This is a genomic window from Reichenbachiella versicolor, from assembly GCF_003171675.1.
Classification (GTDB): Bacteria; Bacteroidota; Bacteroidia; order Cytophagales; family Cyclobacteriaceae; genus Reichenbachiella; species Reichenbachiella versicolor.
In genome coordinates, this window is sequence record NZ_QFZQ01000007.1 from 199,804 (window position 1) to 224,776 (window position 24,973).

General features: G+C 37.3%; 23 protein-coding genes. 6 read left to right on the forward strand and 17 right to left on the reverse strand.

The features are described 5' to 3' along the window. Positions 1–29 precede the first annotated feature (29 nt). The 7 genes from DKG80_RS15290 to DKG80_RS15315 all read right to left on the reverse strand — a co-directional run bounded on the left by DKG80_RS15290 (position 30) and on the right by DKG80_RS15315 (position 6,959). Positions 30–1,190 carry an iron-containing alcohol dehydrogenase gene (locus DKG80_RS15290; RefSeq protein WP_109832235.1) on the reverse strand — a complete coding sequence of 387 codons (1,161 nt, stop codon included), beginning with the start codon at positions 1,188–1,190 and terminating at the stop codon, positions 30–32. Between the two features lie 98 nt (positions 1,191–1,288). Continuing rightward, entirely contained in the window at positions 1,289–2,611 is a 1,323-nt protein-coding gene (gene rmuC / locus DKG80_RS15295) for a DNA recombination protein RmuC (protein ID WP_221409141.1), read from the reverse strand. 39 nt (positions 2,612–2,650) lie between these two features. Then, complete coding sequence (locus DKG80_RS15300) at positions 2,651–2,977, reverse strand: ArsR/SmtB family transcription factor (RefSeq protein WP_109832237.1); 327 nt, start codon at positions 2,975–2,977, stop codon at positions 2,651–2,653. Continuing rightward, positions 2,967–3,380 carry an SRPBCC family protein gene (locus DKG80_RS15305; protein WP_109832238.1) on the reverse strand — a complete coding sequence of 138 codons (414 nt, stop codon included), beginning with the start codon at positions 3,378–3,380 and terminating at the stop codon, positions 2,967–2,969. The genes DKG80_RS15300 and DKG80_RS15305 overlap by 11 nt, the downstream gene beginning before the upstream one ends. 454 nt (positions 3,381–3,834) lie before the next feature. Then, a complete protein-coding gene (locus tag DKG80_RS21235; RefSeq protein ID WP_185140173.1) occupies positions 3,835–4,008 on the reverse strand; it encodes a DUF6728 family protein in 174 nt (57 codons plus the stop codon). A 98-nt stretch (positions 4,009–4,106) separates the two neighbouring features. Next, the gene (gene ispG, locus DKG80_RS15310; RefSeq protein ID WP_109832239.1) at positions 4,107–6,098 is read right to left on the reverse strand and encodes a (E)-4-hydroxy-3-methylbut-2-enyl-diphosphate synthase; all 1,992 of its coding nucleotides are present in this window, start codon (positions 6,096–6,098) and stop codon (positions 4,107–4,109) included. Positions 6,099–6,254: 156 nt separating this feature from the next. Further along, the gene (locus tag DKG80_RS15315; RefSeq protein ID WP_109832240.1) at positions 6,255–6,959 is read right to left on the reverse strand and encodes an SDR family oxidoreductase; all 705 of its coding nucleotides are present in this window, start codon (positions 6,957–6,959) and stop codon (positions 6,255–6,257) included. A 114-nt stretch (positions 6,960–7,073) separates the two neighbouring features. On the opposite strand from DKG80_RS15315, the gene DKG80_RS15320 reads away from it, so the two are divergent. Further along, the gene (locus tag DKG80_RS15320; protein ID WP_109832241.1) at positions 7,074–7,802 is read left to right on the forward strand and encodes an MlaE family ABC transporter permease; all 729 of its coding nucleotides are present in this window, start codon (positions 7,074–7,076) and stop codon (positions 7,800–7,802) included. A 1-nt stretch (position 7,803) separates the two neighbouring features. Next, a complete protein-coding gene (locus tag DKG80_RS15325; RefSeq protein WP_109832242.1) occupies positions 7,804–8,565 on the forward strand; it encodes an ABC transporter ATP-binding protein in 762 nt (253 codons plus the stop codon). A 272-nt stretch (positions 8,566–8,837) separates the two neighbouring features. Here DKG80_RS15325 and DKG80_RS15330 read toward each other — a convergent pair whose 3' ends face one another. The 4 genes from DKG80_RS15330 to DKG80_RS15345 form a co-directional block, all read right to left on the reverse strand. Next, positions 8,838–9,575 carry an SDR family NAD(P)-dependent oxidoreductase gene (locus DKG80_RS15330; RefSeq protein ID WP_109832243.1) on the reverse strand — a complete coding sequence of 246 codons (738 nt, stop codon included), beginning with the start codon at positions 9,573–9,575 and terminating at the stop codon, positions 8,838–8,840. A gap of 78 nt (positions 9,576–9,653) precedes the next feature. Then, a complete protein-coding gene (locus DKG80_RS15335; protein ID WP_109832244.1) occupies positions 9,654–10,220 on the reverse strand; it encodes a Crp/Fnr family transcriptional regulator in 567 nt (188 codons plus the stop codon). Between the two features lie 324 nt (positions 10,221–10,544). Continuing rightward, entirely contained in the window at positions 10,545–11,687 is a 1,143-nt protein-coding gene (locus tag DKG80_RS15340; protein WP_109832245.1) for an acyltransferase family protein, read from the reverse strand. 308 nt (positions 11,688–11,995) lie between these two features. Then, positions 11,996–12,955 carry a 2OG-Fe(II) oxygenase gene (locus DKG80_RS15345; RefSeq protein WP_109832246.1) on the reverse strand — a complete coding sequence of 320 codons (960 nt, stop codon included), beginning with the start codon at positions 12,953–12,955 and terminating at the stop codon, positions 11,996–11,998. 253 nt (positions 12,956–13,208) lie between these two features. On the opposite strand from DKG80_RS15345, the gene DKG80_RS15350 reads away from it, so the two are divergent. Further along, the gene (locus DKG80_RS15350; protein WP_109832247.1) at positions 13,209–13,553 is read left to right on the forward strand and encodes a 5-carboxymethyl-2-hydroxymuconate Delta-isomerase; all 345 of its coding nucleotides are present in this window, start codon (positions 13,209–13,211) and stop codon (positions 13,551–13,553) included. A 182-nt stretch (positions 13,554–13,735) separates the two neighbouring features. On the opposite strand, the gene DKG80_RS15355 is transcribed toward DKG80_RS15350, so the two are convergent. Together DKG80_RS15355 and DKG80_RS15360 are read right to left on the reverse strand one after the other, a co-directional pair. Further along, positions 13,736–14,284 (reverse strand): DUF2306 domain-containing protein, encoded by a 549-nt coding sequence (locus DKG80_RS15355; protein WP_162555915.1) that lies wholly within the window; start codon positions 14,282–14,284, stop codon positions 13,736–13,738. A 184-nt stretch (positions 14,285–14,468) separates the two neighbouring features. Continuing rightward, positions 14,469–15,323, reverse strand: coding sequence for a LytR/AlgR family response regulator transcription factor (locus DKG80_RS15360; RefSeq protein WP_109832249.1), 855 nt, complete (start codon positions 15,321–15,323; stop codon positions 14,469–14,471). 350 nt (positions 15,324–15,673) lie between these two features. Here DKG80_RS15360 and DKG80_RS15365 point away from each other — a divergent pair, with 350 nt between their 5' ends. Then, positions 15,674–16,225 carry a hypothetical protein gene (locus DKG80_RS15365; protein ID WP_109832250.1) on the forward strand — a complete coding sequence of 184 codons (552 nt, stop codon included), beginning with the start codon at positions 15,674–15,676 and terminating at the stop codon, positions 16,223–16,225. An 84-nt stretch (positions 16,226–16,309) separates the two neighbouring features. Here the strand turns inward: DKG80_RS15365 and DKG80_RS15370 are convergent, their stop codons facing one another. Then, a complete protein-coding gene (locus DKG80_RS15370; RefSeq protein ID WP_109832251.1) occupies positions 16,310–18,673 on the reverse strand; it encodes a sodium-translocating pyrophosphatase in 2,364 nt (787 codons plus the stop codon). A 264-nt stretch (positions 18,674–18,937) separates the two neighbouring features. Here DKG80_RS15370 and DKG80_RS15375 point away from each other — a divergent pair, with 264 nt between their 5' ends. Both DKG80_RS15375 and DKG80_RS15380 read left to right on the forward strand, forming a co-directional pair. Further along, on the forward strand, positions 18,938–19,579 hold the full coding sequence (locus DKG80_RS15375; RefSeq protein ID WP_109832252.1) for a hypothetical protein: 642 nt from the start codon (positions 18,938–18,940) through the stop codon (positions 19,577–19,579). A gap of 69 nt (positions 19,580–19,648) precedes the next feature. Then, a complete protein-coding gene (locus tag DKG80_RS15380; RefSeq protein ID WP_109832253.1) occupies positions 19,649–20,419 on the forward strand; it encodes a class I SAM-dependent methyltransferase in 771 nt (256 codons plus the stop codon). Between the two features lie 221 nt (positions 20,420–20,640). On the opposite strand, the gene DKG80_RS15385 is transcribed toward DKG80_RS15380, so the two are convergent. The 3 genes from DKG80_RS15385 to DKG80_RS15395 all read right to left on the reverse strand — a co-directional run bounded on the left by DKG80_RS15385 (position 20,641) and on the right by DKG80_RS15395 (position 24,822). Continuing rightward, positions 20,641–22,644, reverse strand: coding sequence for an NHL domain-containing protein (locus DKG80_RS15385; protein ID WP_109832254.1), 2,004 nt, complete (start codon positions 22,642–22,644; stop codon positions 20,641–20,643). Between the two features lie 201 nt (positions 22,645–22,845). After that, positions 22,846–23,991 carry a sensor histidine kinase gene (locus DKG80_RS15390; RefSeq protein ID WP_162555916.1) on the reverse strand — a complete coding sequence of 382 codons (1,146 nt, stop codon included), beginning with the start codon at positions 23,989–23,991 and terminating at the stop codon, positions 22,846–22,848. 87 nt (positions 23,992–24,078) lie between these two features. Then, the gene (locus tag DKG80_RS15395) at positions 24,079–24,822 is read right to left on the reverse strand and encodes a LytR/AlgR family response regulator transcription factor (protein WP_109832256.1); all 744 of its coding nucleotides are present in this window, start codon (positions 24,820–24,822) and stop codon (positions 24,079–24,081) included. Positions 24,823–24,973 lie beyond the last annotated feature (151 nt).

A 24,973-nucleotide genomic window follows, 5' to 3' on the forward strand; every position in this document is an offset into this window, starting at 1 on the left:
GCTGCTAAAATAATGAATAAACGAAGAGATCAATAAGACTTCTCCAATATCTCGACTGCCACCTCTGGTGTGATATCACCATGTTCTCCTAGCTTGACCATTCCTTGTTGTGTCAGACTCTCTGCTGCTTTTTGAGCAAACCCTTCGTAATCTTCTGTGTACTCGCTCAGCTTAGTATCGATGCCTAGCGAGTGATAAAACTCTTCTATGGCGGTAATAGCATGACTAGCTTTCTCTTCTATATTTCCTGTTTTTACATCCAGTACTCTTTCTGCAAACTGTGCTAGTTTTTCTTTCTTCTCTTCGAATTTATATTGGTATGCTCTCGGTAATACAATGGCTAAAGTACGTGCGTGATCTACTCCATAATGGGCTGTAATCTCATGCGCGATCATGTGAACACTCCAATCTGTCGGCACTCCTTTTTGGATCAAACCATTGAGAGCCATCGTGCAAGCCCACATGAAGTTAGCTGCAGCATCATAGTCTGATGGGTCTGCAGTGATCTTAGGCGCTACCTCTATTAAGCTACTCATGATTCCTTCTGAAAATCTATCTTGTACTAATGCTCCAATTGGGTAGGTCATATACTGCTCTAATACATGAGTGAAGGCATCTGCTACTCCATTGGCAATTTGTCTTTGAGGTATGCTTTTGACTACGGTAGGGTCACAGATAGAGAATTGAGGAAATAATCCTGGTCCGCCCATCGCAAGTTTCTTATTGATTTCTTTTCTACTCACAACTGCACCACTGTTCATCTCACTGCCTGTAGCTGGTAGTGTCAATACTGTACCGAAAGGAAGTCCTTTATTGGTTCTAATTCTCTTAGCTAGAATTTCCCATGGATCATCTCCTTCATATAATGCTGCAGAACTTAAGAATTTGGTTCCGTCAATTACCGACCCTCCTCCTACTGCGAGCATGAAATCAATTTTCTCTTCTTTGATGACTTTAAGTGCTTTCATCAAAGTCTCGAACTCAGGATTGGCTTCAATGCCTCCAAACTCAACTACATCGTATCCGTCCAGTGCTTCTTTGACTTGATCGTAGACGCCATTTTTCTTGATGCTTCCTCCTCCGTAAAGCATCAATACTTTTTGATCTTTTGAAATGAGTGAAGAAAGTTTAGTGATTTGGTTTTTACCAAAAACTAGGTTTACAGGGTTGTATAGTTCGAAATTTTTCATCTATATGAAATTGAATATCTTAAAATTTAACTGGTTGAAATGGGAGATCATCCCTTTTGATAGAATACATCCCTTATACAAGATTCGACGAGAGAAGGTTACTTTGATTTCTCAATTAAGTTTTGATCCAAGTTCTTAGTGGCTTTAGCTCCCAGTTTTTTCATTTTTTCGGCTCTGGTCACCAAATTACCTGTACCGTCATATAGTTTCTTGGCAGCTTCTTGATAGGTTTTTTGGGTAGTATTTAATTGTACTCCCACTTTCTTGATATCCTCTACGAAGGCTACAAATTTATCATACATCTTACCTCCTTCACTGGCTATTTCGATGGCATTTCTATTCTGATATTCTTGCTTCCAAATACTGGAAATAGTTCTCAGTGTAGCGATCAAAGTAGCTGGACTTACTATGACGATATTCTTTGCGTAGGCATCATTGAATAGTTCTGGATCTCTTTGGACTGCTAGGGAGAAAGCTGGCTCTACTGGTACAAACATCAATACAAAATCAAGTCCTTCTACTCCGTATAAGTGTTGGTAGTTCTTTTCGCTTAGTCCTTTAATATGAGTTCTTAGTGATAAAAGGTGTGTTTTAAGCTCTGCTTCCTTTTCCTTTTCATCTTCTAGATTGATAAATCTCTCATAAGCAATCAATGACACCTTAGAATCTACTATTATATTCTTGTGATCTGGAAGTTTGACTACGACGTCTGGCTGAAACCTTTGTCCGTCTTCATTGGTCAATGACTCTTGGATAAAATACTCTCTTCCTTTCTCTAGACCTGACTTCTCAAGGATACTTTCTAATATGAATTCTCCCCAGTTACCTTGAGCTTTAGTATCTCCTTTGAGAGCTTTGACTAGGTTTTCTGCTTCTTTGGTGATTCGTTGGTTAAGCTCTTTGAAGCCGACTATTTGCTCCTTGAGAGCAGAATTCCTAGCGATACTTTCTTTATTGGTTTCTTCGACTCTCTTTTCGAAGTTGATGATTTTTTCCCCTAGGGGTTTCAACAGATCATGTATCTGTACCTTGTTTTGATCTGTAAACTTCTTAGACTTTTCTTCAAAGATTTCATTAGCTAGGTTCTTAAATTCGTGAGTAAACTTCTCTCGAATTCCATCCAATTCTTCTTTTTGTTCAGTGAGCTTCTTTTGAAGGTTTTCGAAGTTAGCTTGAAGCCGTGTCTTGTCACTGTTCAAGATAATAACCTGCTCACGCTCTTTTTTAAGGTCTTGATTGATTTTAGATACATCATTATTGAGTGCGGTGGTTCGCTCTTTCTCTGATCGTAGTTGAAACTCCAACTCATTAACTGCTTGCTGGCCTATTCCTGCATTCTTTTCAACATTCAATTTTGCAATCAAAAACCCAGCGCCTCCGCCTATAGCCACGCCTACTAAAAGAAAAATTATCTGATACATCTCCATGTAGCAAATCTAGGGAGACGTGACTTTCTATTACTAATTCGAGTCCAAGAAACTCTCCAAATCGTCGAGCTTGCTGGTCCAAAACTTTTGATAGAGATTCATCCAGTCTTGCACGTGTCGTAGACTTTCTGCTTTGGCATAGCAATAACTCTCCCGTCCTTTCTTTTCTATCTTCAGCAGATCAGCGTCTTGAAGGATTTTGATATGCTTAGTAATAGCTTGTCTGGAAGCGGGAAACTTGTCACTGATTTCGTTGATCGTAAGGCTAGCTGATACTATGGCCAAGAGATAAATAATCTCCCGACGCGTAGGATCAGCTATGGCCTTGAATAATTTGTCTAAATCTGGTTTATTGGGCATGGATCGAAGATAAGTATTCATCCAATGATGCAAAACATTTGTTCCAGCCTTCATTGAAGCTCGCGAAAAAGTTAGGTGCAGCATCAGCGTAGTTTTCTATTCCCCAGTGCTTGAGATCTAGCACGGTAGTATCTCCATCTTGGGTCAAGATCCAAGATACGCTAGTCTCTGTAGTCGTCCCTCCTACAATCCAAGTATAGTCCAGTTGATTGGGTTTGGATACTTCTTTTACCTCTCCTGTGACGGTGCACTTAGGATCTTGAAAAGTGTAGTTATATCCTACCTCGGCTTTGAAATCGGCTTTCAAAAACCATTCGGATATTTTCTCTTGATCTGAAATAGCTTCCCATACTTTCTCTATTGGATGGTTAAACTTCTTGTTGAGTGTGATAGTGTTTTCCATTTTTTTATCGATTTTGTTTTAAATGCAACCTTATAGTTGCTAAAGTAGATCAAGAACAATAATTAAGCAACCTTTTGATTGCATTTAATATCCTAGAACCATGAGAATTTGTGACAGAACGCCTTTTTATTGATTGAGAACCTATAAACATAGACTCAGGACCGCCAGAAAATGGCTGAGAACCACTGATCAATGAATGAGGACCACTTAGAAATCATTCAGTACCATTAAAAAATGACAGGGAACCACTTAGAAGTCATTCAGTACCACTAAAAAATGACTGAGAACGGCTCTAAAATCATTCAGGACGGGTGTAAAATGACTGGGAACCACTCAAAAATGATTCAGAACCAACAAAAAATGGGATAGAACCAGTTAGATGTCACTAATCACTGGTTCTTAGTGAGGTTTGGTTGGAAAAATACCTTTTAAAAGGAGTGATAACCCGTTTAGGTTAAAAAAAGAGTCTCTTACTTATGAAGAATATCATTCCTACTAAGAATACTATGATGGAAATCTTGTTGATTCCGTGCATCATCTTAAGGTTGAAGTCCGGCTTTTTGGCTCCTTCTTCTTTTTTCCTGAAGTAGTATCCAAATACTTCGCCTAGTGAGAAAAAATCTTTCATAATCTTTTATTCAAGTTATAATTTCAAATGACTACCTCCTCGGTCAAGTCAGGGGTTTGATTAGTCAGATTCTTTGTTCTTGGTTACTTTTAACCACTTTAAATTTCAGCTTCAGCCACCTCTGCTGGTTCTACCCACTGACCGTCTTCTCTGATAATCTCTATTAGTTCATCTACTGCATTTTCAGAAGGAACAGCTTTCTTGACTACTTCTTGGCCTTTGTAAAGTGTAATTTTTCCTTTACCTGATCCGACGTAGCCATAATCGGCATCCGCCATTTCTCCAGGACCATTGACGATACATCCCATTATCCCGATTTTCACTCCTTTGAGATGATCTGTTCTCTTGCGTATCATCGCTGTCGTCTCCTGTAGATCAAATAATGTTCTACCACATGAGGGACAAGAGATATACTCTGTTTTGGTCATGCGGGTTCGGGCAGCTTGCAAGATTCCGAAGGCAGTGTCGTTTTCTACCTTTTTATCTCCATTCCCTGTTAGGATGACTCCATCTCCTAGCCCATCTATCAATAAACCTCCAACGTCCGTGGCTGATTGTAGTTGAAATTCTGAAATATCAGATTCATCTATCTTTCGATCCAAAATGACTGGTAGCTTGACTTCATGAACGATCAACTCGAAGATAAATCTTCTCATTTCCGCCATAGCGTGATCATTTGTCGTGGTCAATATCAAGGTGACATTGGACAATATCTTCAACTTTTCGACGATAGACAGATCTGCACTATCGACTTTCAAAAAGGAAGTTTTAGCAATATCAATGCTATCTATCTGATCGGTATTAAATAGAGGAAACTGACTATCGGTAGCATCAAGGTCTTTAAAAGTATCAAAATCGATAATCTCTTTCAAGCCATTGGGGAGCATGAAATCTACTGGACTAGTACCTGTATAGATGAAGTCTACCCCTAGGTCGTTCATTCTCCATTTATCTGGCTCAGGCAGGTAAAAATGTCCTACGTTTTTCAAGTCTTTGACTTCTACTTTTTGATCAGAGAAGTCAGCAATGACTCTTGGTACATTTTGCCCTCCTACGATATCGGTCTCGATAGTTTCTCTTCTGTGATAATTGAATGGGTCAACAGGTGACTGATCCAAAGGAGTGATATTATTATGGCCTGCTCTACTGCTATATCTATTAATCAAAGATGCTGCTACTGGGGCTTCGAACTCTGGCTCTTCGGTCAATGACACCCGCACTGTATCTCCTAATCCATCCTCTAATAGTGCTCCGATTCCTACAGCAGATTTGATTCGTCCATCTTCACCTTCTCCTGCCTCAGTTACTCCTAGATGAAACGGGTATGCTGGAAGGCCTTCTTCTTCCAGTTTATTGACGAGCAGTCTATAGGCTTGTACCATTACTCTGGTATTGGATGCCTTCATCGAGATGACTATATCATGGTAGTCCATCTCTACGCAGATTCTTAGGAACTCTAATGCTGACTCTACCATACCTAGTGGTGTGTCTCCAAATCGACTCATGATTCGGTCTGATAGAGAGCCATGGTTCGTACCTATCCTCATCGCTGTGCCATTCTCCTTGCAAATAGTAACTAATGGCGCAAATTTTTCTTTGATCCGTGCTAGTTCTTCCTGATAGGTCTCATCTGTATACTCGATGTTTTCAAACTTCTTTTTATCAGCGTAGTTCCCAGGGTTGACACGAACTTTTTCTACGATAGTAGCGGCGAGTTCAGCGGCATTGGGCGTGAAGTGAATGTCTGCTACTAGTGGCACATTAATTCCAGCAGCTCTAAGCTCGTTCTTGATGTTTTCTAAGTTGGCAGCTTCCTTTAGACTGGGGGCTGTGATTCTTACATATTCACATCCTGAGTCTACCATCCTCTTCGTTTGTTCTACGGATCCTTGAGTATCCATAGTATCGATGGTGGTCATGGATTGAACTCTTATAGGTTGATTTCCTCCTAATGGAATTCCTCCAATATTGACTTCGATTGCTTGTCTTCTAGAATACTCCGTCAGGGAGTTGCAGTATTTCTTAGATGCCACTTGGTCTGTGTTTGAAATTGAACGGGTAAATCTAATCCTGATTAGATCAAAAACCATCTTTGATTACACCTTACTGTCTGAATTTGCCTGTGTAGACAATTCAGACTTTTAGTGTTACCTCTACTTTCTATTTAAAAACCCCTTTTATCAGGCTTGGATAAAAGGGGTTTAAACGTTAATCGGTTTTTTGAAATAAAAACCTGTTGGTAAGATTTATAGGTCTCCAAGCTGTGGTCTAATGACAATTTCTTCTACAACCGAATTTTTAGATAGGCTGTGTGCTCCCCATACGGCATCAGCTACGTCTGAGGCTTTCATAAATCTCTCTTCTGGAATATCTATTCCGCTCCAGCTGTTGGTCAATGTGGCTCCAGGCAATACTGACACCACTCTGATTCCAAATGGTTTTAGTTCTTCGCGCAGTACTTTGGACATTCCATACATTGCAAATTTGGAAATGCTATAAGAACCGCCATTAGGATATGCAGTGATACTGGCTATTGAACACATATTGAAGATATCGCCTGATTTTCTATCCTTCATTTTATCTATGACTCCACGGGTCAAGTGGTAGGCGCTGTACAGGTTAGTTTGAATCATCAATTCTAAATTCCCTTCAGGCTCGGAGGTAAGTTCTCCAGGAAGAAAAACTCCAGTATTGTTGACCAAAATATCGATACGATCTACTGTTTGGTTAATGGTCTTGATGAAAGCATCTGTGTCTGTTCTCAGTGAAAGGTCTGCTCTCATAATATGTACAGTCACATCTGCGTCTTCTTCTATTTCGGCTTTAAGTTCTTCTAACTCATCCCAACTTCTTGAACAAGTAATAATATCGAAACCTTCTTGAGCTAATTTTTGGATAATTGCCTTTCCTATACCTTTGGTACCTCCTGTAATGACTGCCGTTTTATTCATTTTCTGCTTTATGTTGTTGTAACAAATTTGCATTTTAAAGAGCAGACTAACAAAACGGGAGTTGTTCTATCACGCAAGGACTAGAATTGTTATTATTGAAGACAAATTGAAGACATGAATAGCATAGGCCGTTTTGTTTTGTTCATCCGATCGATGTTTCTCAGACGAGAGTCCTTCGTGACTTACGTCAGATTGACTATAGACGAATGTATCAAGATCGGAGTCAACTCCATTTTCTTAGTTTCGATCGTTTCAACGTTTATTGGTGCAGTTACGACTCTTCAGACTGCCTATAACTTGGTCAGTCCTTTTATTCCTGACTATGTCATTGCCTTGGTGGTGAGAGATATGACTGTATTGGAACTGGCTCCGACCGTCATGGCGATCGTATATGCTGGAAAAGTAGGGTCGAATATCGCTGGGGAGCTTGGCACCATGCGTATTACGGAGCAAATCGATGCGCTGGAAGTAATGGGAATCAATTCTGCTTCTTATTTGGTTTTACCTAAAATATTGGCTTCAATCATCACCTATCCTATGCTAGTTGTGCTTTCAGCTTTTCTTTCACTAGTTGGAGGTTACATAGCTGGAACACTGACTGGAGTGATTTCAGCTGTGGATTATGTCTATGGTATTCGAGCAGAGTTCTTAGAATACAATATCACTTTCGCATTAGCTAAATCTTACACTTTCGCCTTTATAGTGGCTGCACTTTCGGCTTACAAAGGCTTCTACACTAAAGGCGGTGCACTCGAGGTGGGTATCGCGAGTACCAGTGCGGTGACCAATAGCTGTATTGGTATCCTTTGTGCTGACTTTGTTTTAACTAAACTGTTATTGTAAGATGATAGAAGTAAAAGGACTCTGGAAATCGTTTAGTGGCAAGGACATTATCAAAGGTATAGATGCTACTTTCGAACAAGGTAAGTGCAACATGATTATTGGGGCTTCGGGTACTGGTAAAAGTGTACTGTTAAAAAACATAGTGGGACTGGTCGAACCTGACAAAGGTTCTATTCTCTACGGTGGTCGAGACTTCACAGCTGCGGATAAAAACTTAAAGACTGAGATTCGCCGAGAAATAGGGATGTTGTTTCAGGGTGGTGCTTTGTTTGATTCAATGACCGTGGAGCAAAACATCATGTTCCCTCTGGATATACTGACAGATATGCCCAAGGATGAAAAGTTTGATAGAGTCAATGAGTGTCTCAAAAGAGTCGACTTGGTCAATTCCAATCACAAAATGCCTTCGGAGCTCAGTGGTGGAATGAAAAAAAGGGTAGGTATAGCTAGAGCTATCGTTAATAATTCAAAGTACCTATTCTGCGATGAGCCTAACTCTGGACTTGACCCTCAGACGTCAATTATCATTGACAATTTGATTAAGGAAATCACAGTAGATCTGGACATCACTACGGTCGTAGTATCGCATGATATGAACTCAGTGATGGAAATCGGGGATAATATCGTTTTTGTTTACCAAGGACATAAGCTTTGGGAAGGCAACAATAAGACGATCTTTGATACTGATGTACCGGAGCTTGAAGATTTCATTTTTGCCAATAACCTAATGCGTATAGTAAAAAAGAATAGAGAGCAACTATAATAGTTTAATTCCCACAGCTATGAATAGCATGGGTCTTTAGTAGAATCTAATAGTACCCGTTTGAATCTATTAGAAACACAATTAACCATCTTCCTAAGGAAGTATACATCTTCGCTAATATGTCCTTTCACTGTCAAGATGACTTTAAATTGCCAGCTGATAACCTATTAGATTGAATGTTAAGAATAAATCTACGGCTTTTCTTCACATTTGAAGTCATCCTTTGGAAGACTTCAAATGATAGATTTTAATGGAAGAAACTATAACATTGATCAAAAGCCTCCTGAGACTTCTATCTTTTGTCCTGTAACCCAAAAAGCATTGTCTGAAGTTAAAAAAACTGCTAACTGCGCTATATCATCAGTTTTTCCAATCGCCCCCATTGGAGTTTGACTTTGCACAAATGATTTCACTTCATCATTCATTGGGTTCCCATCTGTCACGGTAGGACCTGGCAAAATAGAATTTACTCTTATTTTTTTAGACCCAAGTTCTTGAGCTAACGTGGATGTAAAAGCATCTGTTGCACCCTTGGTAGCAGAGTATAGTGACGTCATAGGTGTAGGCTTAACACTCGCCACAGACCCTATATTGATAATAGATCCTTCACCATTATTTTCAAAATGTGGAATAGCTTGTTGGGTTGTTAGAAAAGTCCCAAGAACATTGGTATTGAACTGTAAGTGAAACTCATCCTCAGTTACGGTCTCTATCGGTTCGAATTTATAAACCCCAGCATTATTCACTAGAGTAGTAATATTTCCAAATACTTCTTTTGACTTTGCGAAAAGGTTTTCAACGTTCTCTCTACTTGATACGTTGGCCTGAATCGCTACAGCCTCACCGACGGACTCTTTTATTTGAGATACTACCTTATCAGCACCAGCTTGATCATGGTTATAATTCACTATTACCTTAGCCCCTTCACTCGCTACACTGAGTGCTATTTTTGCCCCTATTCCTTTCGACGCTCCTGTTATTAAAACAACCTTATTCTTTAATGTTTGCATGACTACATTGTTAGTTTATTATTCGAATAACAAATGTAGAGGAGCGTTTTTTCGAAAAGTTTGCCATTTAGCAAGAAATCACTTTTGAGCTCTTATTCTGCTTAATGTATATTCAGAGATACCTAGATGCATAGCGATGTGCCTTTGGGAAACTTTCTGATTGATTGCAGGATGTCTCTTGACAAACTTATGATATCGTGTGACTGCATCATCTACCAACATTTCATTCTTCAAGCTAAACTTAGCTATAAGAGCTTTCTCTTTTAGATGATAAATGATTTTGGGAAAATTTTCAATGTTGTCTTCCAATATTCTATATGACCTTGAATTGATTGTCAATACTTTACTATCCATTAGAGCAACAATACTTTCTGTGGAAGGAGATTTGTGAAAGAAGCTGTCTAGATCAATCAAAAAGTGACCTGAATCGACAAAATACTTGATATACTCGCTTCCATCTACTTTAAAACTGGAGACTTTAAATATTCCTTCTTCTACAAACCCCAGCTTGGTACATACTCTGCCTAGTTCATTGTAGCTTTCTTTTTTGGAAAAACACTCTGGTTTTAAATGCTCTTCTAGTAATAATTCATCGGCGCCTGATAATGGTAGAATGGATTTGAAAAGCTTTGTAAGATTGTTCATTCTAGAGATACTATCTTTTGTAAGTAATGTGGAGAAGATATTTGGTGTCAATATACGATATCTCGTAGTACGTGTTTTTGTCTACTGAGCTGACTCTTTGTTTTTCTTTAGACAAATTAGTAAGGTTTGTTTTCATTTTCTATAAAAAGAACTAATGCAGTTATTGTTAAATGCACAATACAAATCAAGCCTGCTGACATTAGATATTAGCAATGAGAAATACCCCTTAGATATTGATTTTATTCGTCCGTCGAAGCAAACTAGGACATAGTTTCAAAGAAATTTACAGCGTCGAATTGACGTGATTCTTTTCTTTATACCTTTCTACAGTTTCAAGAAGATCCTTCTTTTATACATCTGCCTTAATGGTAAGAATAGTATAATCAAAAATGCTATTGCAAAAGACATCGAACTCCACTTCTCATGATAAATGAACGAATTAAAAAATTCAAAGCCTAGGTATCGCATTGACTTTTCACCCACTATTGGTAAATCAAAAATGGGAACTAACATATTGCTTAAAGCAAAAGCTATTATTGCATTCCCCCCATATACTATGAATGGCTGTAGGTAAATCCTTGTCTTTGGTAATTTTTCTAATACTAGCTTGATCATAACAAATAATAGTAATGAAAAACCTCCACTTAATAGTACAAAACTGCTACTCCAAATTTTCTTGATACTAGGGGCAACACTTGTATAATCCAGAGTCACTCCTATTATCAAAAGACACCCTCCTAAAATTATAAGATTACCCGAAGTATAAAAGCTGGTATATCGAGTATATATCAAACCAATAATTAACCCTATAACGACATTAACACTTGCTGGAAAAGTAGCTAAAATCCCTTCAGGGTCATAGGTTACTTTATCATCTGTTACTCCATATTTCCATAAATGATTAATTCCAAATATCTGCTGATCTACCATACTTGGCCATGAATAAGCTGGACTATCTCCAGTCACTCCTATCCCTGGCACAGGGATATAATACAATAAGACATAGTATGCAGCAAGGATCAAGACTGAAACAATAGACAGCCATATTATTGGTTGATTTACCTGTTTTGATTGCAAAACAATCCAGAAGCAGGTCACTATCATATAACTAAGTGCTATACGCTGAAGAATACCTGGTATCCTAATATTTTCAAGATCATAATATGGAAACCCATTTATTACTATCCCTATTATAAATAGAGCTAATGTTCTTTTGAATACTTTTAATATTAACTGAAAGATACTATCTGGGTTTCTTCTGTTAAAAGACAGAGCAATAGACATACCTACACAGAACAAGAAGGATGGAAATATCATATCTGAAAGAGGATAACCTTGCCATTCTGCATGATTTGTCCATTCAAATCTATGTCCCCAACTTCCAGGAGTAATCACCAAAATCATCCCAAAAACACTCACCCCTCTTAGAACGTCTAATTCTACTAATCGTTTTTTTGTTTCACCCATATCAACCTTAGATTAATCACAATCAATTTCCAACCAAGAAGATAAAACCAAATATTGGAAATATAGAGGAGAGGGGTAATCTGGAAAACAAGGCTCACTCTTAATACTATGTTGATGGGGAAACTAGTTCTAGGAAGCCTATTTGATGAAACATCTACGGTTTGGTTGATGCAATTAGTCTTATATATCAATAGTTTGTTCCAGTAAATCAGAAAAATGATTTACTGGAACTACTTATTATGGCTATACTTCTACATGAACACTATACTTGTCAAAGTGTCTTCTGAACGTGGTTCTCGATCCCTCTTCTAAAATGGTGCGTAAGAATCTTTCGCTCCTTCTGGCACACTCCATCGTTCACGAGCAGTGACGTTTTCTGGTGCGTTAACTGATGGCTCAGAATCACCAAAACTTCCGTAGCTACTTGCTCCTCCGCGAGGAATTTGCATGCGGTCACCGTATAACCATACTACCAAGTTGCTTCTTTGTCCACTTGTGATCGGGTGTGTAGCATGTGGTACACTTCCTCGGTGGATTATTGCTTTTCCTGGTTCGAAAACAGTTTGTACCGTTTTACCAGTTGTATTGTCATGAAAATCAACTTGTGAACCTGTAAACTTCTCATCAGGTAAGTTAATATTGATATTCAAGGTAGCCGCTGAAGCATCAGTATGCGCGTGCAAATCTTTATCCTTATCAGGATTGTACTGAATAGAAAAACCAAATGTTTGGTTGTCATAGCCATAAGTCCCCAATAACAAACGAGCTACTGGACGCATGTAGCGATCCATGATATCGTTGTAAAATGCTTGAAAGTTAGGTGCTGCTAAGTGCCCCTCTGATCGTGGATCAAGCATAACTCCAAAACGATTCAATTGAATACCGTATGGTGGACGAGCAGGGATCTGAGAATTCGCTACCGCTTCTAAATATTTGCGGAATTCTGCTAAACGTTCAAGATCAAAAAACTGCACCGAATATACGCCTGGGATAATCTCTTCCCATAGATCTGCCACTGCATTTTCTTTCTCTGGGTTTTCCCATGCTTCGTTAATAGCTTTTCGTAGTCGTGGATCTAATAACGAGTCATCAGGAACCAATAGGCTGTCCTTGTTTTCGATTTCCCATTCTGCCCATGCGTCTTCGAGCAATGTTCGATTGGTGTTCCAAAAACGCGAAACAGATGGTTCTCGATTTAACATTGCTTCACGAGAAGGTAAAGTAAGTGCGCGAGCTTGTGCTAATGCATTGTTATCTGTAGTCATCATTTTTCTCTGTTTTATTATGATGTAAAGATAGAGTGAGTCAACACCTGCCTTTTGGTAAGAAAAATGTGAATTTTAGTAAAAAACGAGGCTTGATTTGTTTACAGACATTAGAGGGCGAACGGAGAATAGGTCTTTCTGGTATTTTTAGATTCTTTTTAGCAATGAAGGTCGTTAAAGCAATCTTTCTAATTTCTATTTCGTTTTATCAATCGTTATTAAGACAAATAGCAGTAAACTTTTCTAGTAAAAAACTATGCCACATTTTGTAATAGAGTGCTCTGAAAACGTACTCAAACTAAATTCTCCAGAGATAATTATGGAAAGGGTTTATGATATAGCTAACTCAACTGAGTTGTTTCATCCGGATGAAATAAAAGTTAGAATTAACCCATATCAACATTACAACACTGGAAATACAAAAGATGATTTCATCCATGTATTTGCGAATATAATGGAGGGTAGAACTACATCTCAAAAAAGTAATCTATCAAAAACAATAGTTACGAATTTAAACTTGCTTTTTCCTGTTGTTCCAATTATCTCAATGAACATACGAGATTTCGAGAAATCCACATACGTCAATAAACAAATGATTTAACAAGCTAGAATGTAAATATTTACTTCAATAAAAACTTAGTCTAGGTCTATGACTGACAATGAGATTATTAATAAAATTGGTATTGATTATCTATTTAATTCGTGACAGCTAGTAAACCATTGCGTATTGTAAAACAAGATAAAAAACGCCCTTACTGTGAATATTCATGGAGTGTATCTAATCTAACTTTTAGTTGAAGAATAACTATTAAAAATTAGTAAAGCTATAATCAGATTTAGAGGCCATGGAAGCCATGCGGATAACTGATAAACAGGCATGAATGATACGCTAGTTAGCAATGGTATCAAAAGCATCGTTCTTTGGGTAATAGCAGTGAAAGTGAGTGCATAACTCAGGTATGACCATAGTCTATGATTGTATAAATCACTACTCTTAATAGCAAGTAGTGATTTTACAGTAGTAAATAACCACGCTATAGCCAATAAAGTGAATCCATATGACGTAATCCATCCTCCCATAGAGAATGGCGCTATCATAATTCCACAGAGGCTGCTAATTCCTACGCTTATAAAATAAGTGTATCCAAATAGTTTATGGATCAACCTGTTTTTTTCTCTGATACGATTTACAAATTGAAATGGACCTGTAGAAATAGCAACAAGTCCTAATAAGACATGAGCTCTAAAAACAGACAAATACCAAACATTAGAGGCTATGTCTTTGCTTCTTAAAATACCAGATTGATTTTCATAGAGGTAATGTGCTGACATTACCAGCATAGTTATGGCTCCAATAACCAAAAATATAATGAGGGCTTTTTTCTTCATCAGGTAAACATGGGCGACTTAATCCAGAATATTTAGCTGATGGGATGAGTAGCAATACAATGATTTGAATGACAATATCCACGATGTGAATGACATGATTATGTGATGAACACAGACTTAAGCTTTTTTAGGTTGACTTTAAAATAGATGACTTTACATCTTGTATATACCTCCTAGAAACAGGTACTATAGAAAGGCCATCAGTCAGCGTCAGTTTTAGACCTTGGGCATTCCCAGAAACATCAATTACCTTATCTAAATTGACCACGAAAGACCGGTGGCATCTAAGTAGATTGGAGGTCTTTAACTGATTTTCAAATGCAGTGAGAGATATTCTATAGGTCGACTTTGACAATTTACCCTCATTAAAAAAATACAAATCCGTATAGTTCCCTACCGCTGATGCATACATAAAGCATCGATCTTCAAAAGAAAATATCTCTTCTTTTAAGTCTGTAATAATTGAGTATACATTATTCTTTAGGAGCAGTTCATTTTTATTTTTTCTCTCTTCAATAGAAAGTGCCACACCTTTGTTGGCTACATCCCTCCTCTTGTAATCAATCAAAACAAAAAAGGAAAAAGGGATAGTACCCAAAACAAAAGTCCGGTTAATAATCCACCAATAGTTGGACCAATTAAAGCTCAATGAGTTAATAAAGTTGGTATAAAGTCCATTTAGTGTGGAGATAACTAATAAAATAACTGAACAGTAAATCATTTGATGTTTCACCTTCCAGCATTCGTCGTTAAATACTTGAGGTAAGAAAAACGGTAGAATATTCAAGAAAACGATTAGGACGCTGGTAGATATTAAACCGTAGAAAAGTAAAGACTCAATACTATTTTTACCACTGGAGATATTTATTTCAAATGGCTCGAAGAATATCAGAAAAAAAGCAATGAATAAGCCAAAAAGTAGAGAAACGATAAGGTTCCTCCTATTAGGGGTCGGTGCTGGATATTCATTGTTTAGAATCATTGATTTATCTTATTCTGACAAGTAACACTTGTTCTAGAGAACAATATAATTAAATCATACTGTTGTCCTTTGAGTAAAAAGCATCCCTAAATTATTCATAAGAATTTTAATATCTGACAGCTTCAATTCTTCTATAATGTGAGTATTCCAAGTCTATTCCATAATGTGTGTCAATTAATTAAAATAAAACAAACCAAAAAATATGAAAGGAATTTGAGAGCGCTTAGACTGAATAGAATAATCAAACCACAACCTAATTTCACCCATTCTACAATACATCTTCATAGTACTCAGTATGTAAAAGTGATTTGAATTTCTTTAGTTTTAGATTCAAACATTTTGATTGGATCATGAAAAATGCTGTTCGCTTTGTATTCATATTCTTGATAGTAATTCTGTCTTCATTTTTTTCTTTCGGTCAGTTCAATGAGAAACTAGCCACCGAAATAGCCTATCTCAATAAGCGATTTAAACTGGATGGTATTGATAGAAGTGAAGCATTAAATACTTTAGACGCTATTTCTTCCAACATACTGGAAACGAAAGTTCTACAATTATTTCCGGGTGAGACTTGGAAGTATTCTCATACAGTAACCAATACCGGACGTCAATATAGGTCTGGTAGCGCAATGAAAAAACTAGACTTCTCAGCGAATGGTAATGCATTCTTCACGAAAGGAAAAGGAGACAATGTAAAGACGACCTACTGTAAATGGTCCTATACAGCCACTGAACAGCTCAGGCTGTATCACTATGATTCGCAAGAAAGAGCTAAGAAAACGCGAACAGATTATTTGAGTATTCACTCTTTATCAAAAGACAGATTAGTCATCCCAAAAATCATCAAGAGCAAAGAATACCCCGGCAAATCTGCTATATTGTTTCAAGTGTATTTTAGATAATTGGATCAAAAAAAGCGTATCCGAAATTCCGAATACGCTTCTCTTAACTTCCAATTCAAGAAATCATAAAATAGTTTCTTTCCATTAATTTAGAACTGCTTTACTCTTCTTAGCACAGCAACTTTTCTTGGAACATTTCTTTGGGTTTAATTCTTCTAACGTGTAATCTTTAACATCAATAGAGGCTACAGTTTCTGAATTTATCTTAGCCATTTTTTCGCAAGCTTTTTTACAGTCTGGTTTACACTTTATGACAAATTCTGCCCGATGAGAGTTATCTCCATGTCCTCCTGTACGATAGACTTGACCTAAAATCGGAGCGATTACTAAACCAACTAGACATGTTAACTTGATCAAAATATTCATCGATGGTCCCGAAGTATCCTTAAATGGATCTCCTACTGTGTCACCTGTAACCGCTGCCTTATGAGCTTCAGAACCTTTATAGGTCATCTCACCATTGATATTGACACCCGCTTCGAATGATTTTTTTGCGTTATCCCATGCTCCTCCGGCATTATTTTGGAATATGGCCCAGAGTACGCCTGATACAGCTACCCCTGCCATATATGATCCAAGTGCCTCAGGTCCCATTAAGAATCCAATTATTATAGGAGTTATAATAGTAATAGCGCCTGGAAGCATCATTTCTCTCAATGCTGCCTTAGTAGAGATTTCTACGCATTTGCCATATTGAGGAGTACTCGTTCCTTCCATGATGCCAGGAATTTCCCTGAACTGTCGCCTTACCTCCATGACCATATCCATCGCAGCCTTACCGACAGACTTCATCGCAAGTGCTGAGAAAACTACTGGAATCATCCCTCCAATAAATAAGGCTGCTAATACATCAGCCTTGAATATATTGATTCCATCGATTCCTGTGAAAGTCACATAAGCTGCAAATAATGCTAAGGCAGTCAATGCTGCTGAAGCAATTGCAAAGCCTTTACCTATCGCTGCTGTAGTATTTCCTACAGAGTCAAGAATATCTGTTCTTTCTCTTACTTCTTCAGGTAACTCACTCATCTCTGCTACTCCACCTGCATTATCCGCTATCGGACCAAATGCATCTATAGCCAATTGCATAGCTGTTGTGGCCATCATTGCCGAAGCTGCAATCGCTACTCCATAAAATCCAGCTAGTGCATACGATCCCCAAATCGCTACAGCGAACAGTAAAACAGATGAGAATGTAGAAATCATCCCTGTGGCTAGACCTGCTATAATATTAGTAGCCGCACCTGTAGAAGAATTAGTAACTATGTCCAACACCGGTTTTTTACCAAGAGCTGTATAGTATTCGGTAAAATATGATATCAAATAACCAACAGACAAGCCTACCAGTGTAGCATAGAATACATGCCTACTTGGGATGTCTTTAGCAGCTTCTCCAAAGAAGGCCATCCCTGTAATCGTTTCTGGTAATAACCAGTCTACTAAAAACCAGCCAGCTACTGCCGATATCAAGATTGACGATATATTACCAATGTTTAGTGCTTTTTGTACCTCAGCTTCTTTGGCTGAATTGTCTTTGACTGAAATCAAGAACGTACCTATTATAGAAGCAATTATACCTACTCCTGCTATCATAATGGGTAGTAAAATAGGTCCCATACCTCCAAAAGACTCTATAACTACTCCTGCCTCTGCCATGTCTTTGATAATATAATTACCTAATACCATTGATGCGAGTACAGTTGCTACATATGACCCGAAAAGATCAGCTCCCATACCTGCCACATCTCCGACATTGTCACCTACATTATCAGCAATCGTTGCAGGGTTTCTGGGATCGTCTTCTGGAATACCGGCTTCCACTTTTCCTACTAAATCAGCACCTACGTCTGCAGCTTTGGTATAAATACCACCACCTACTCTGGCAAACAAAGCTATTGATTCAGCTCCTAAAGAAAATCCTGCAAGTGCCTCCAAGACCATCGTCATATTGTCATAAAAGCTTCCAGTGTCTCCCATGAACATTTTGATGAAGACCAAAAAGAAAAGGCTTAAGCCTAATACAGCTAACCCTGCCACTCCTAGTCCCATTACAGTACCTCCACCAAAGGACACTTTTAGAGCATTGGGGAGACTAGTTCTAGCTGCCTCTGTAGTTCTGGCATTAGCTTCTGTAGCGATACGCATCCCGATATTGCCCGCAACTGCTGAAAATATGGCACCTACTACAAATGCTGGAACAATCATCCAACTGGTAGTATCTACTAAAGTAGAAATTCCAAATAAGGCTATGGAAGCGACTACTACAAAAATGGCTAGCAGTCTGTATTCTGCACTGAGAAAAGCAAGCGCTCCCTCTTTTATATTAAGAGAGATTTCTTTCATTCTCTCGTTTCCAGCACTTTGTTTTTTGACCCATGCCATTTTGATCAGCATGAAAATAAGTCCTAGGATGGCCAACGCTATTGGCACATAAATCAAGTTACTCATGTATGATTGAATTTTTGTTTGAATGTTAAGTCAGTTTTGAGAGTGTCCAAATCTCTCTTCGGTTTAAACAAAGATATATGATGACTTGGAATAAAAAAATGAGCATAAACAGTGGATGAGATGCAATTTTTTAGTTCACTTTACCAAAAGTTAAATAGTGACCCCACCTAAATTATTACGCTTTTTATAATGCTTATCATTATTTGACTATCTTGTACAATCCTTTCCGAGACAACATTAATTATCAAAAATCTATCATTCGTGATGAGTAAGTTTTTCTTCAATGTTACAGTGCTTAGTATTTCACTAGGAGCACTTCATATTTACTACCTTGGACATAAGGATGTACTGACTTTAGAAAGAGCTGTTGCGCCAATTGAACATTTGACAAATGCGCATCATGCGATTGAAAAAGAACGGTTTCAAGAAGGGTATAAAGAAATCGAAAAAGCCATATTCGGCATGAAGATAATCGAAAAAAATGCAGATTCTACGGCTATGAAGTTTGTTGATGAAGCTATTGAAGATCTCAAATTGGTCGAAATAGAAATCAAGAATGACTCCGTAATAATGGATGATCTTAACCATGCTTTCTTTAATGCTTTGAACTCAATCGCTTATGCCAATTTAAGAATTTCAGAAAATAGACTTGAGCATGGTCAAAAGTTTAAAGCAATGAACCTTTTAAGTATTTCATTCCGAGAAATGCTATCCTCTCTAGAGTATGCTACGACTAGTACTCAAAAAAAACATGAAGAAAAAGCTGTGGCTGATGTAAGAAAATTTTTAAAGGACCTCAAGCAAGCAGATTATATTCATGATATCGATCTTCAATATCATCTTGAGTATGACACCATCAACGACCATGTAGAGGAAACCTTTGAGCCGATGGAGGTTACTCATTGATTCTAAATATTAATACGTCATTGACTTATGGCTAAAACTCTATATTTGCGCTGATCAAAATTTGCGTAATTGAAGTCAATCATAAGTTTTTTCTTGAGGTTCGTACCTCGTAAGTATTTACAGCTATTCAGTCATATAGGACTGCAGGTTCTGAAAGTATGGTATCGTGGTAATAAAGTTGAGTGTACAGTCTGTCAAAGTACATTTTCAGAATTCTTACCTTATGGAAGATTAGTTTCAAGATCCAATGCACTTTGTCCCAATTGCCTTGCTCTAGAACGACATCGTTTGCTTTGGCTGTTCTTAAATCAAAAGACCAGCTTCTTCGAACAAAAGTTAGACGTTCTACATATTGCTCCTGAATTATGCTTTATGGATAGGTTCGAAAAAGTTCATGGTGATAGATATATCACCGCAGACATCGAATCACCATTAGCCAAAGTCAAATTGGACGTGCATGATATTCCATATCCAGAAGCTAATTTCGACGTAGTTTTTTGTAACCATGTCATGGAGCATGTAACAGATGACTATAAGGCAATGTCTGAGATTTTCAGAGTTTTAAAGCCAGGAGGCTTCGCAATATTACAAATACCTCTGTTTCACCCATTGAAGGATGAAACCTATGAAGACCCTACGATCACAGACCCTAGAGAACGAGAGACAGCTTTTGGTCAAGATGATCATGTGAGAATGTACGGTAAAGACTATGCTGACCGAATTAGATCAGTGGGTTTTGAAGTAGAAGAGAGCAAATACGTAGAGGAGTTTTCACCTGAGGAACAAAAAAGATACGCCTTACCAACTGACGAAATTATTTTCTATTGTAAGAAGAAATGAGGTTATCGATCCAAAAAAGCACGGGATATCCTCGGCAGTTTATCTAAGTCCACTCTAACGGTTAGACAATTAAATCCAAAGTAATTAGGTTATTTCTAACTATTTAAAAGAGGCTACCTAATGAAAGGTAGCCTCTTTTATTTTTTAACTAACTTAAACCTTTAAACTACATATTACATTCCAATAACTTTTAAAGGTTTTGAACTTTATCAATGAGTTTCCTATAGACTTGATAAATTATCATTAGTTACTTTTCTAATAGCCTTGTTGCCTGTGTCTGTAACGAAAAGGTCTCCTGTATTATCTATGTATAGATTCCTAGGGTTTTTAAATTTAGCAATAAGACCATCTCCGTTTACCCAACCCAGACTCGATCGAAGAGCTCCCTCGACAGTGTTTACTTCTCCAGCATAAATACTTACTTCTCCGGTCTGTGTCACTTTTCGAATGAGACTATTTCCATGTTCTGCTACAAATATGTTCCCTGCATGATCTACTGCGATTCCTGATGGCGAGTTAAATTTAGCATTCGAACCTACACCATTTTCTAACCCTCTGGTAGACCCTGCCAAAGTAGAAGTTAACCCTGAAGCATCTATTTTTCGAATTCGATTATTTCCTAAATCAGCGATAAACAAATTACCCGAACCATCTATTGCTACAGCTGTCGGCTTATTAAATGAAGAAGAAAAATCTCCATCTGCCGAACCAGGCATTCCATCTCCTGAACCTCCTATAGTTGCTACTCTTCCTGCAGAAGTAATTGCACGAATGGAATGATTACCTTGATCTGTAACATAGAAATTACCAGAACCATCCATTACTATATCTGTAGGTTGATTAAATCTAGCTACTGTCAGTGCACCTTCTACATACCCTGAAGTGCCAGTCAATGATCCAGCATAAACGCTAACCTCCCCTGTGGGTGTAATTTTTCGTATTGCATGATTACCCTGATCACATACATATAAATTACCAGCCGCGTCGATAGTCATTCCATTAGGGCTTCTAAATCTAGCACTTGTTCCAGTTCCGCCTGAATTACCTGGTTGGCCAACCATCCCTGCAAAAACAGAAATATTGCCATCCGTATCCATCTTTCTAATCACGTGATCTGACCAATCTGAAATATAAACTACTCCTGCTGCATCTTTTACCATTGCTCGAGGGCCGTTTAATGGAGTACCAAAACCTCCTCCTATAAAAGCGCTTACTGTAATTCCTGATGGCTCGAAGATATCATTTACATTAATAGTTACATCTATAAATTCTTTAAACTCGCCATCGGTCACTTCTACTCTTACAGAATGTGTTTTATCAGTCTCATAGTCTAGTGTTTTTGATTGATGAACTTTAATAGTTCCGTCTGATGAAACTTGAAATAGAATGACTCCTGCACCTGAAGGTAAAAACTTATATGTAAGACTCGTACCCTCTGGGTCTGTAGCTGTGACCTGACCTACTGTAGTTCCAGAAGCAACATCTTCATCTATAAAAAAAGTAAAAACACCATCGAAAGTTGGCGCCTCATTTACATCTGTTATATTTACTGTAATCGTTGCCATACTGGTCAATGTTCCATCACTTACTTCTAAGTCTATAGAGTAGCTATCCTTTATCTCATGATTGAAGGATGTCGAAGCTATAAGTTTACCGTCTGATGCGACGTCTAAGTCATGGTGTAGAGGCTTTCCAGGCCAGCTAAATGTAAGCTCATCTCCTTCTGCATCAGAAGCTACTATTTGACCTATCAAAGCATCAATAGAATTGTTTTCTGCTATATCAAAACTCTGGTCGGATACTTTCGGAGCTGTATTTTTACTGACACTTATTACTTGAAGAGTAATGATAGCTGAAGCGGTATCCTTATCATCGGTCACTTCTACTGTTATTTTATGTGAAGCTGAAACTCCTGCATCCAATGATTTACCATCTGCTAAACTAAGTTTACCGTCAGTACTTATTTCGAAGAGATCATTATCATTGGTTTTGATACCAAATGAAAGCACATCAAGACTGTCTACATCAGAGGCAACAACTGTTGCTAGTATATCTGTGTCTGTTGCTGCTTCCGAAACGTTGAAAGACTGAGCCTTGATAGTAGGCACACTATTTTGTACTTGTTTGAGGTTTTCTTCGGGTTCTGTGTCCTCGTTGTCTGCACACGAAAAAATTATTACTGATAGAATCAATAATACTAATCCTGATAATTTAAGTTTTTTCATTATTCCTTGAAATTGTTGTTATTATACAAGATTAGAAAAACTCTACTACGACAGTTCAAATGGTTTTGTGAATGGCAAATTGAGTTTGTGAAAGGAAATATTTTTGTCGTGATGATATAAGTCAGGAAAACTGAATAGTTTTTTTTTTAGACACTACCAACGGAATTTGGTAAGTAAACTTAATTGACTGTTGTCTTTTACTTAAAACTCATGGATTGAAGGAAGTTTAACTACGACCTTAGTCCCAATTGGTGTTTGACTTTTGTATAAATCAGAAATATCATATCCAATTTCAGCATCACTCTGTGTTTTCAAAATACTCAGCCTTTGTTCTATGGCTTCTAATGCGTATGATTTCTGATGATTTCTTCCTTGTCTTTGTTGGATCTCTTTTACTTTCTCACGTCCAACACCATTATCAATAATGGTACAGGTTAATATACCTGTATACTCAAAATGAATACTTAGATGCTTACTACCCGATTTATGAAATAGTCCGTGAACCAAAGAGTTTTCAATAAATGGCTGAATAATGAGGGACGGAAGTTGAAGCCCTTCTACGTTCTCGTGATAGATTTCATAAGTAAAGTCATTCCCAAACCGTAACTTTTCTAATCTGAGATATATATCTAAAAAATCCAATTCCTCATCCATTCGAATGAAATCCTTATTTGAGTAATTCAATACATCTCGAACTAGCTGCGCAAATAATGTTATGTAATCATAGGAAGCATCAATATCCTGTTTTAGCACTAGATCTTGTATCGAATTGAGCGAATTAAAAATAAAGTGTGAGTTCATTTGCGACCTTAGTGATTTGAGTTGTAGAAAGGCCAATTCGTTTTTTTTTGATTCTTCAAGCCTCTTATTAACTGTCCTCAATAGAGCTTCATTCTTTTGATTTAGATTTTTAAATATTAAAGTGAATAAAAAAACAGCTAGAAAAACGAATAATGTATTAATGTGTCCAAAATCAGAGCTTTGATATATATCTAAGAAATAGTTCGGAACATAAAACAGTGCTACGGAGACTAAGAAAGTAATGTAGTGAGTGACACTTTTGTCAAACAGAAGGATTGCAAGTACAGGTAAAGCGATGTATTCATATTCTCCAGCATGTCCCTTAAATGTGAAATTAGCGTTAATAAAAATCGCTCCTAGAATAAGTGAAAAGAAGAAATACCTTGCAGCAGTTAACTTGGACTTGAATTGTAGATAAATAGTTATAAACGAACAGAATATAGCAACAATAGACACACTCAGGCGCTGTGGTGTCAGGTATGAAGAAACAAATAAAAGTTCAACAAGAGCCACGAAAATAGAGGTCAATATTGTAAATATTGACATAAAGTTTAAAAGTCTGCACCTCTTGTTTTCGAGTAAAGAATACTCTTCTGAAATACCAATATTGAGAATTCTACTAAGCATTTTGCTTTAAAGAGACTGGATATCTAAATCCTTCAATTTGGATCTTGAAATTTTAGTTTCAAGTAAGCCATTCCCCAATATAGCAGTTTGTTTAGAACGGTTGATGTTAGTAAGGTGATCTCTATTGATTATCCACGCTCTATGTATTCGAATAAATTGCTCGTTAAGTGATAGTATCCCTTCAAAGTACTTCAGATTTTTACTAGTAGTAATACTTTCTTTAGCACTCATGTGAATTTTACTGTATGCCCCATCTGCCTCTACAGCTAAAATATCCTCAATATTGACAACTTTCCGATTGCCGAGTTGAGGAACAACTAACTGCTTGAATTTCTTTTCTTGAATAGAATTCAATAACATTTTATATCTAGACAAATCCTTTTCTATGGAAAGCCTTTCTTCTACTTTTTCAATTGCTTTATTAAGCATTTTTCTATCTACAGGTTTGACTAAATAATCTGTAGCGTTTAGTTCAAATGCCTTGATTGCATACTGATCAAATGCCGTAACAAATATGATATCAAAGTCAATTTCATCAATAAAACTAGCTATTTCATACCCTGCATAATTAGGCATTTGAATATCCAAAAAAACAATGTCTGGATTACATTCTTTTATCTCCTGTACACCCTCGATTAGATTATCACAATTCGCTACAATCTCTATGCTAGGGTACCTTTTCAGTAAATTAAAAAGAACATTTCTAGCTCTTTCTTCATCATCTATGATGATGGTTTTGAGTTTGATCATGTGTTTTTCTGCAATGAAAACTTTATAAAAGTTAACAATCTAGGGCATTAGTCTTCAAAGTAGAAAACAATTTTATGATTGACGATTTGAGTTTGTGAACTATATATTACCAGTTTTTCTAAGCTGATATGATTAAGCTATTTACTCCTTT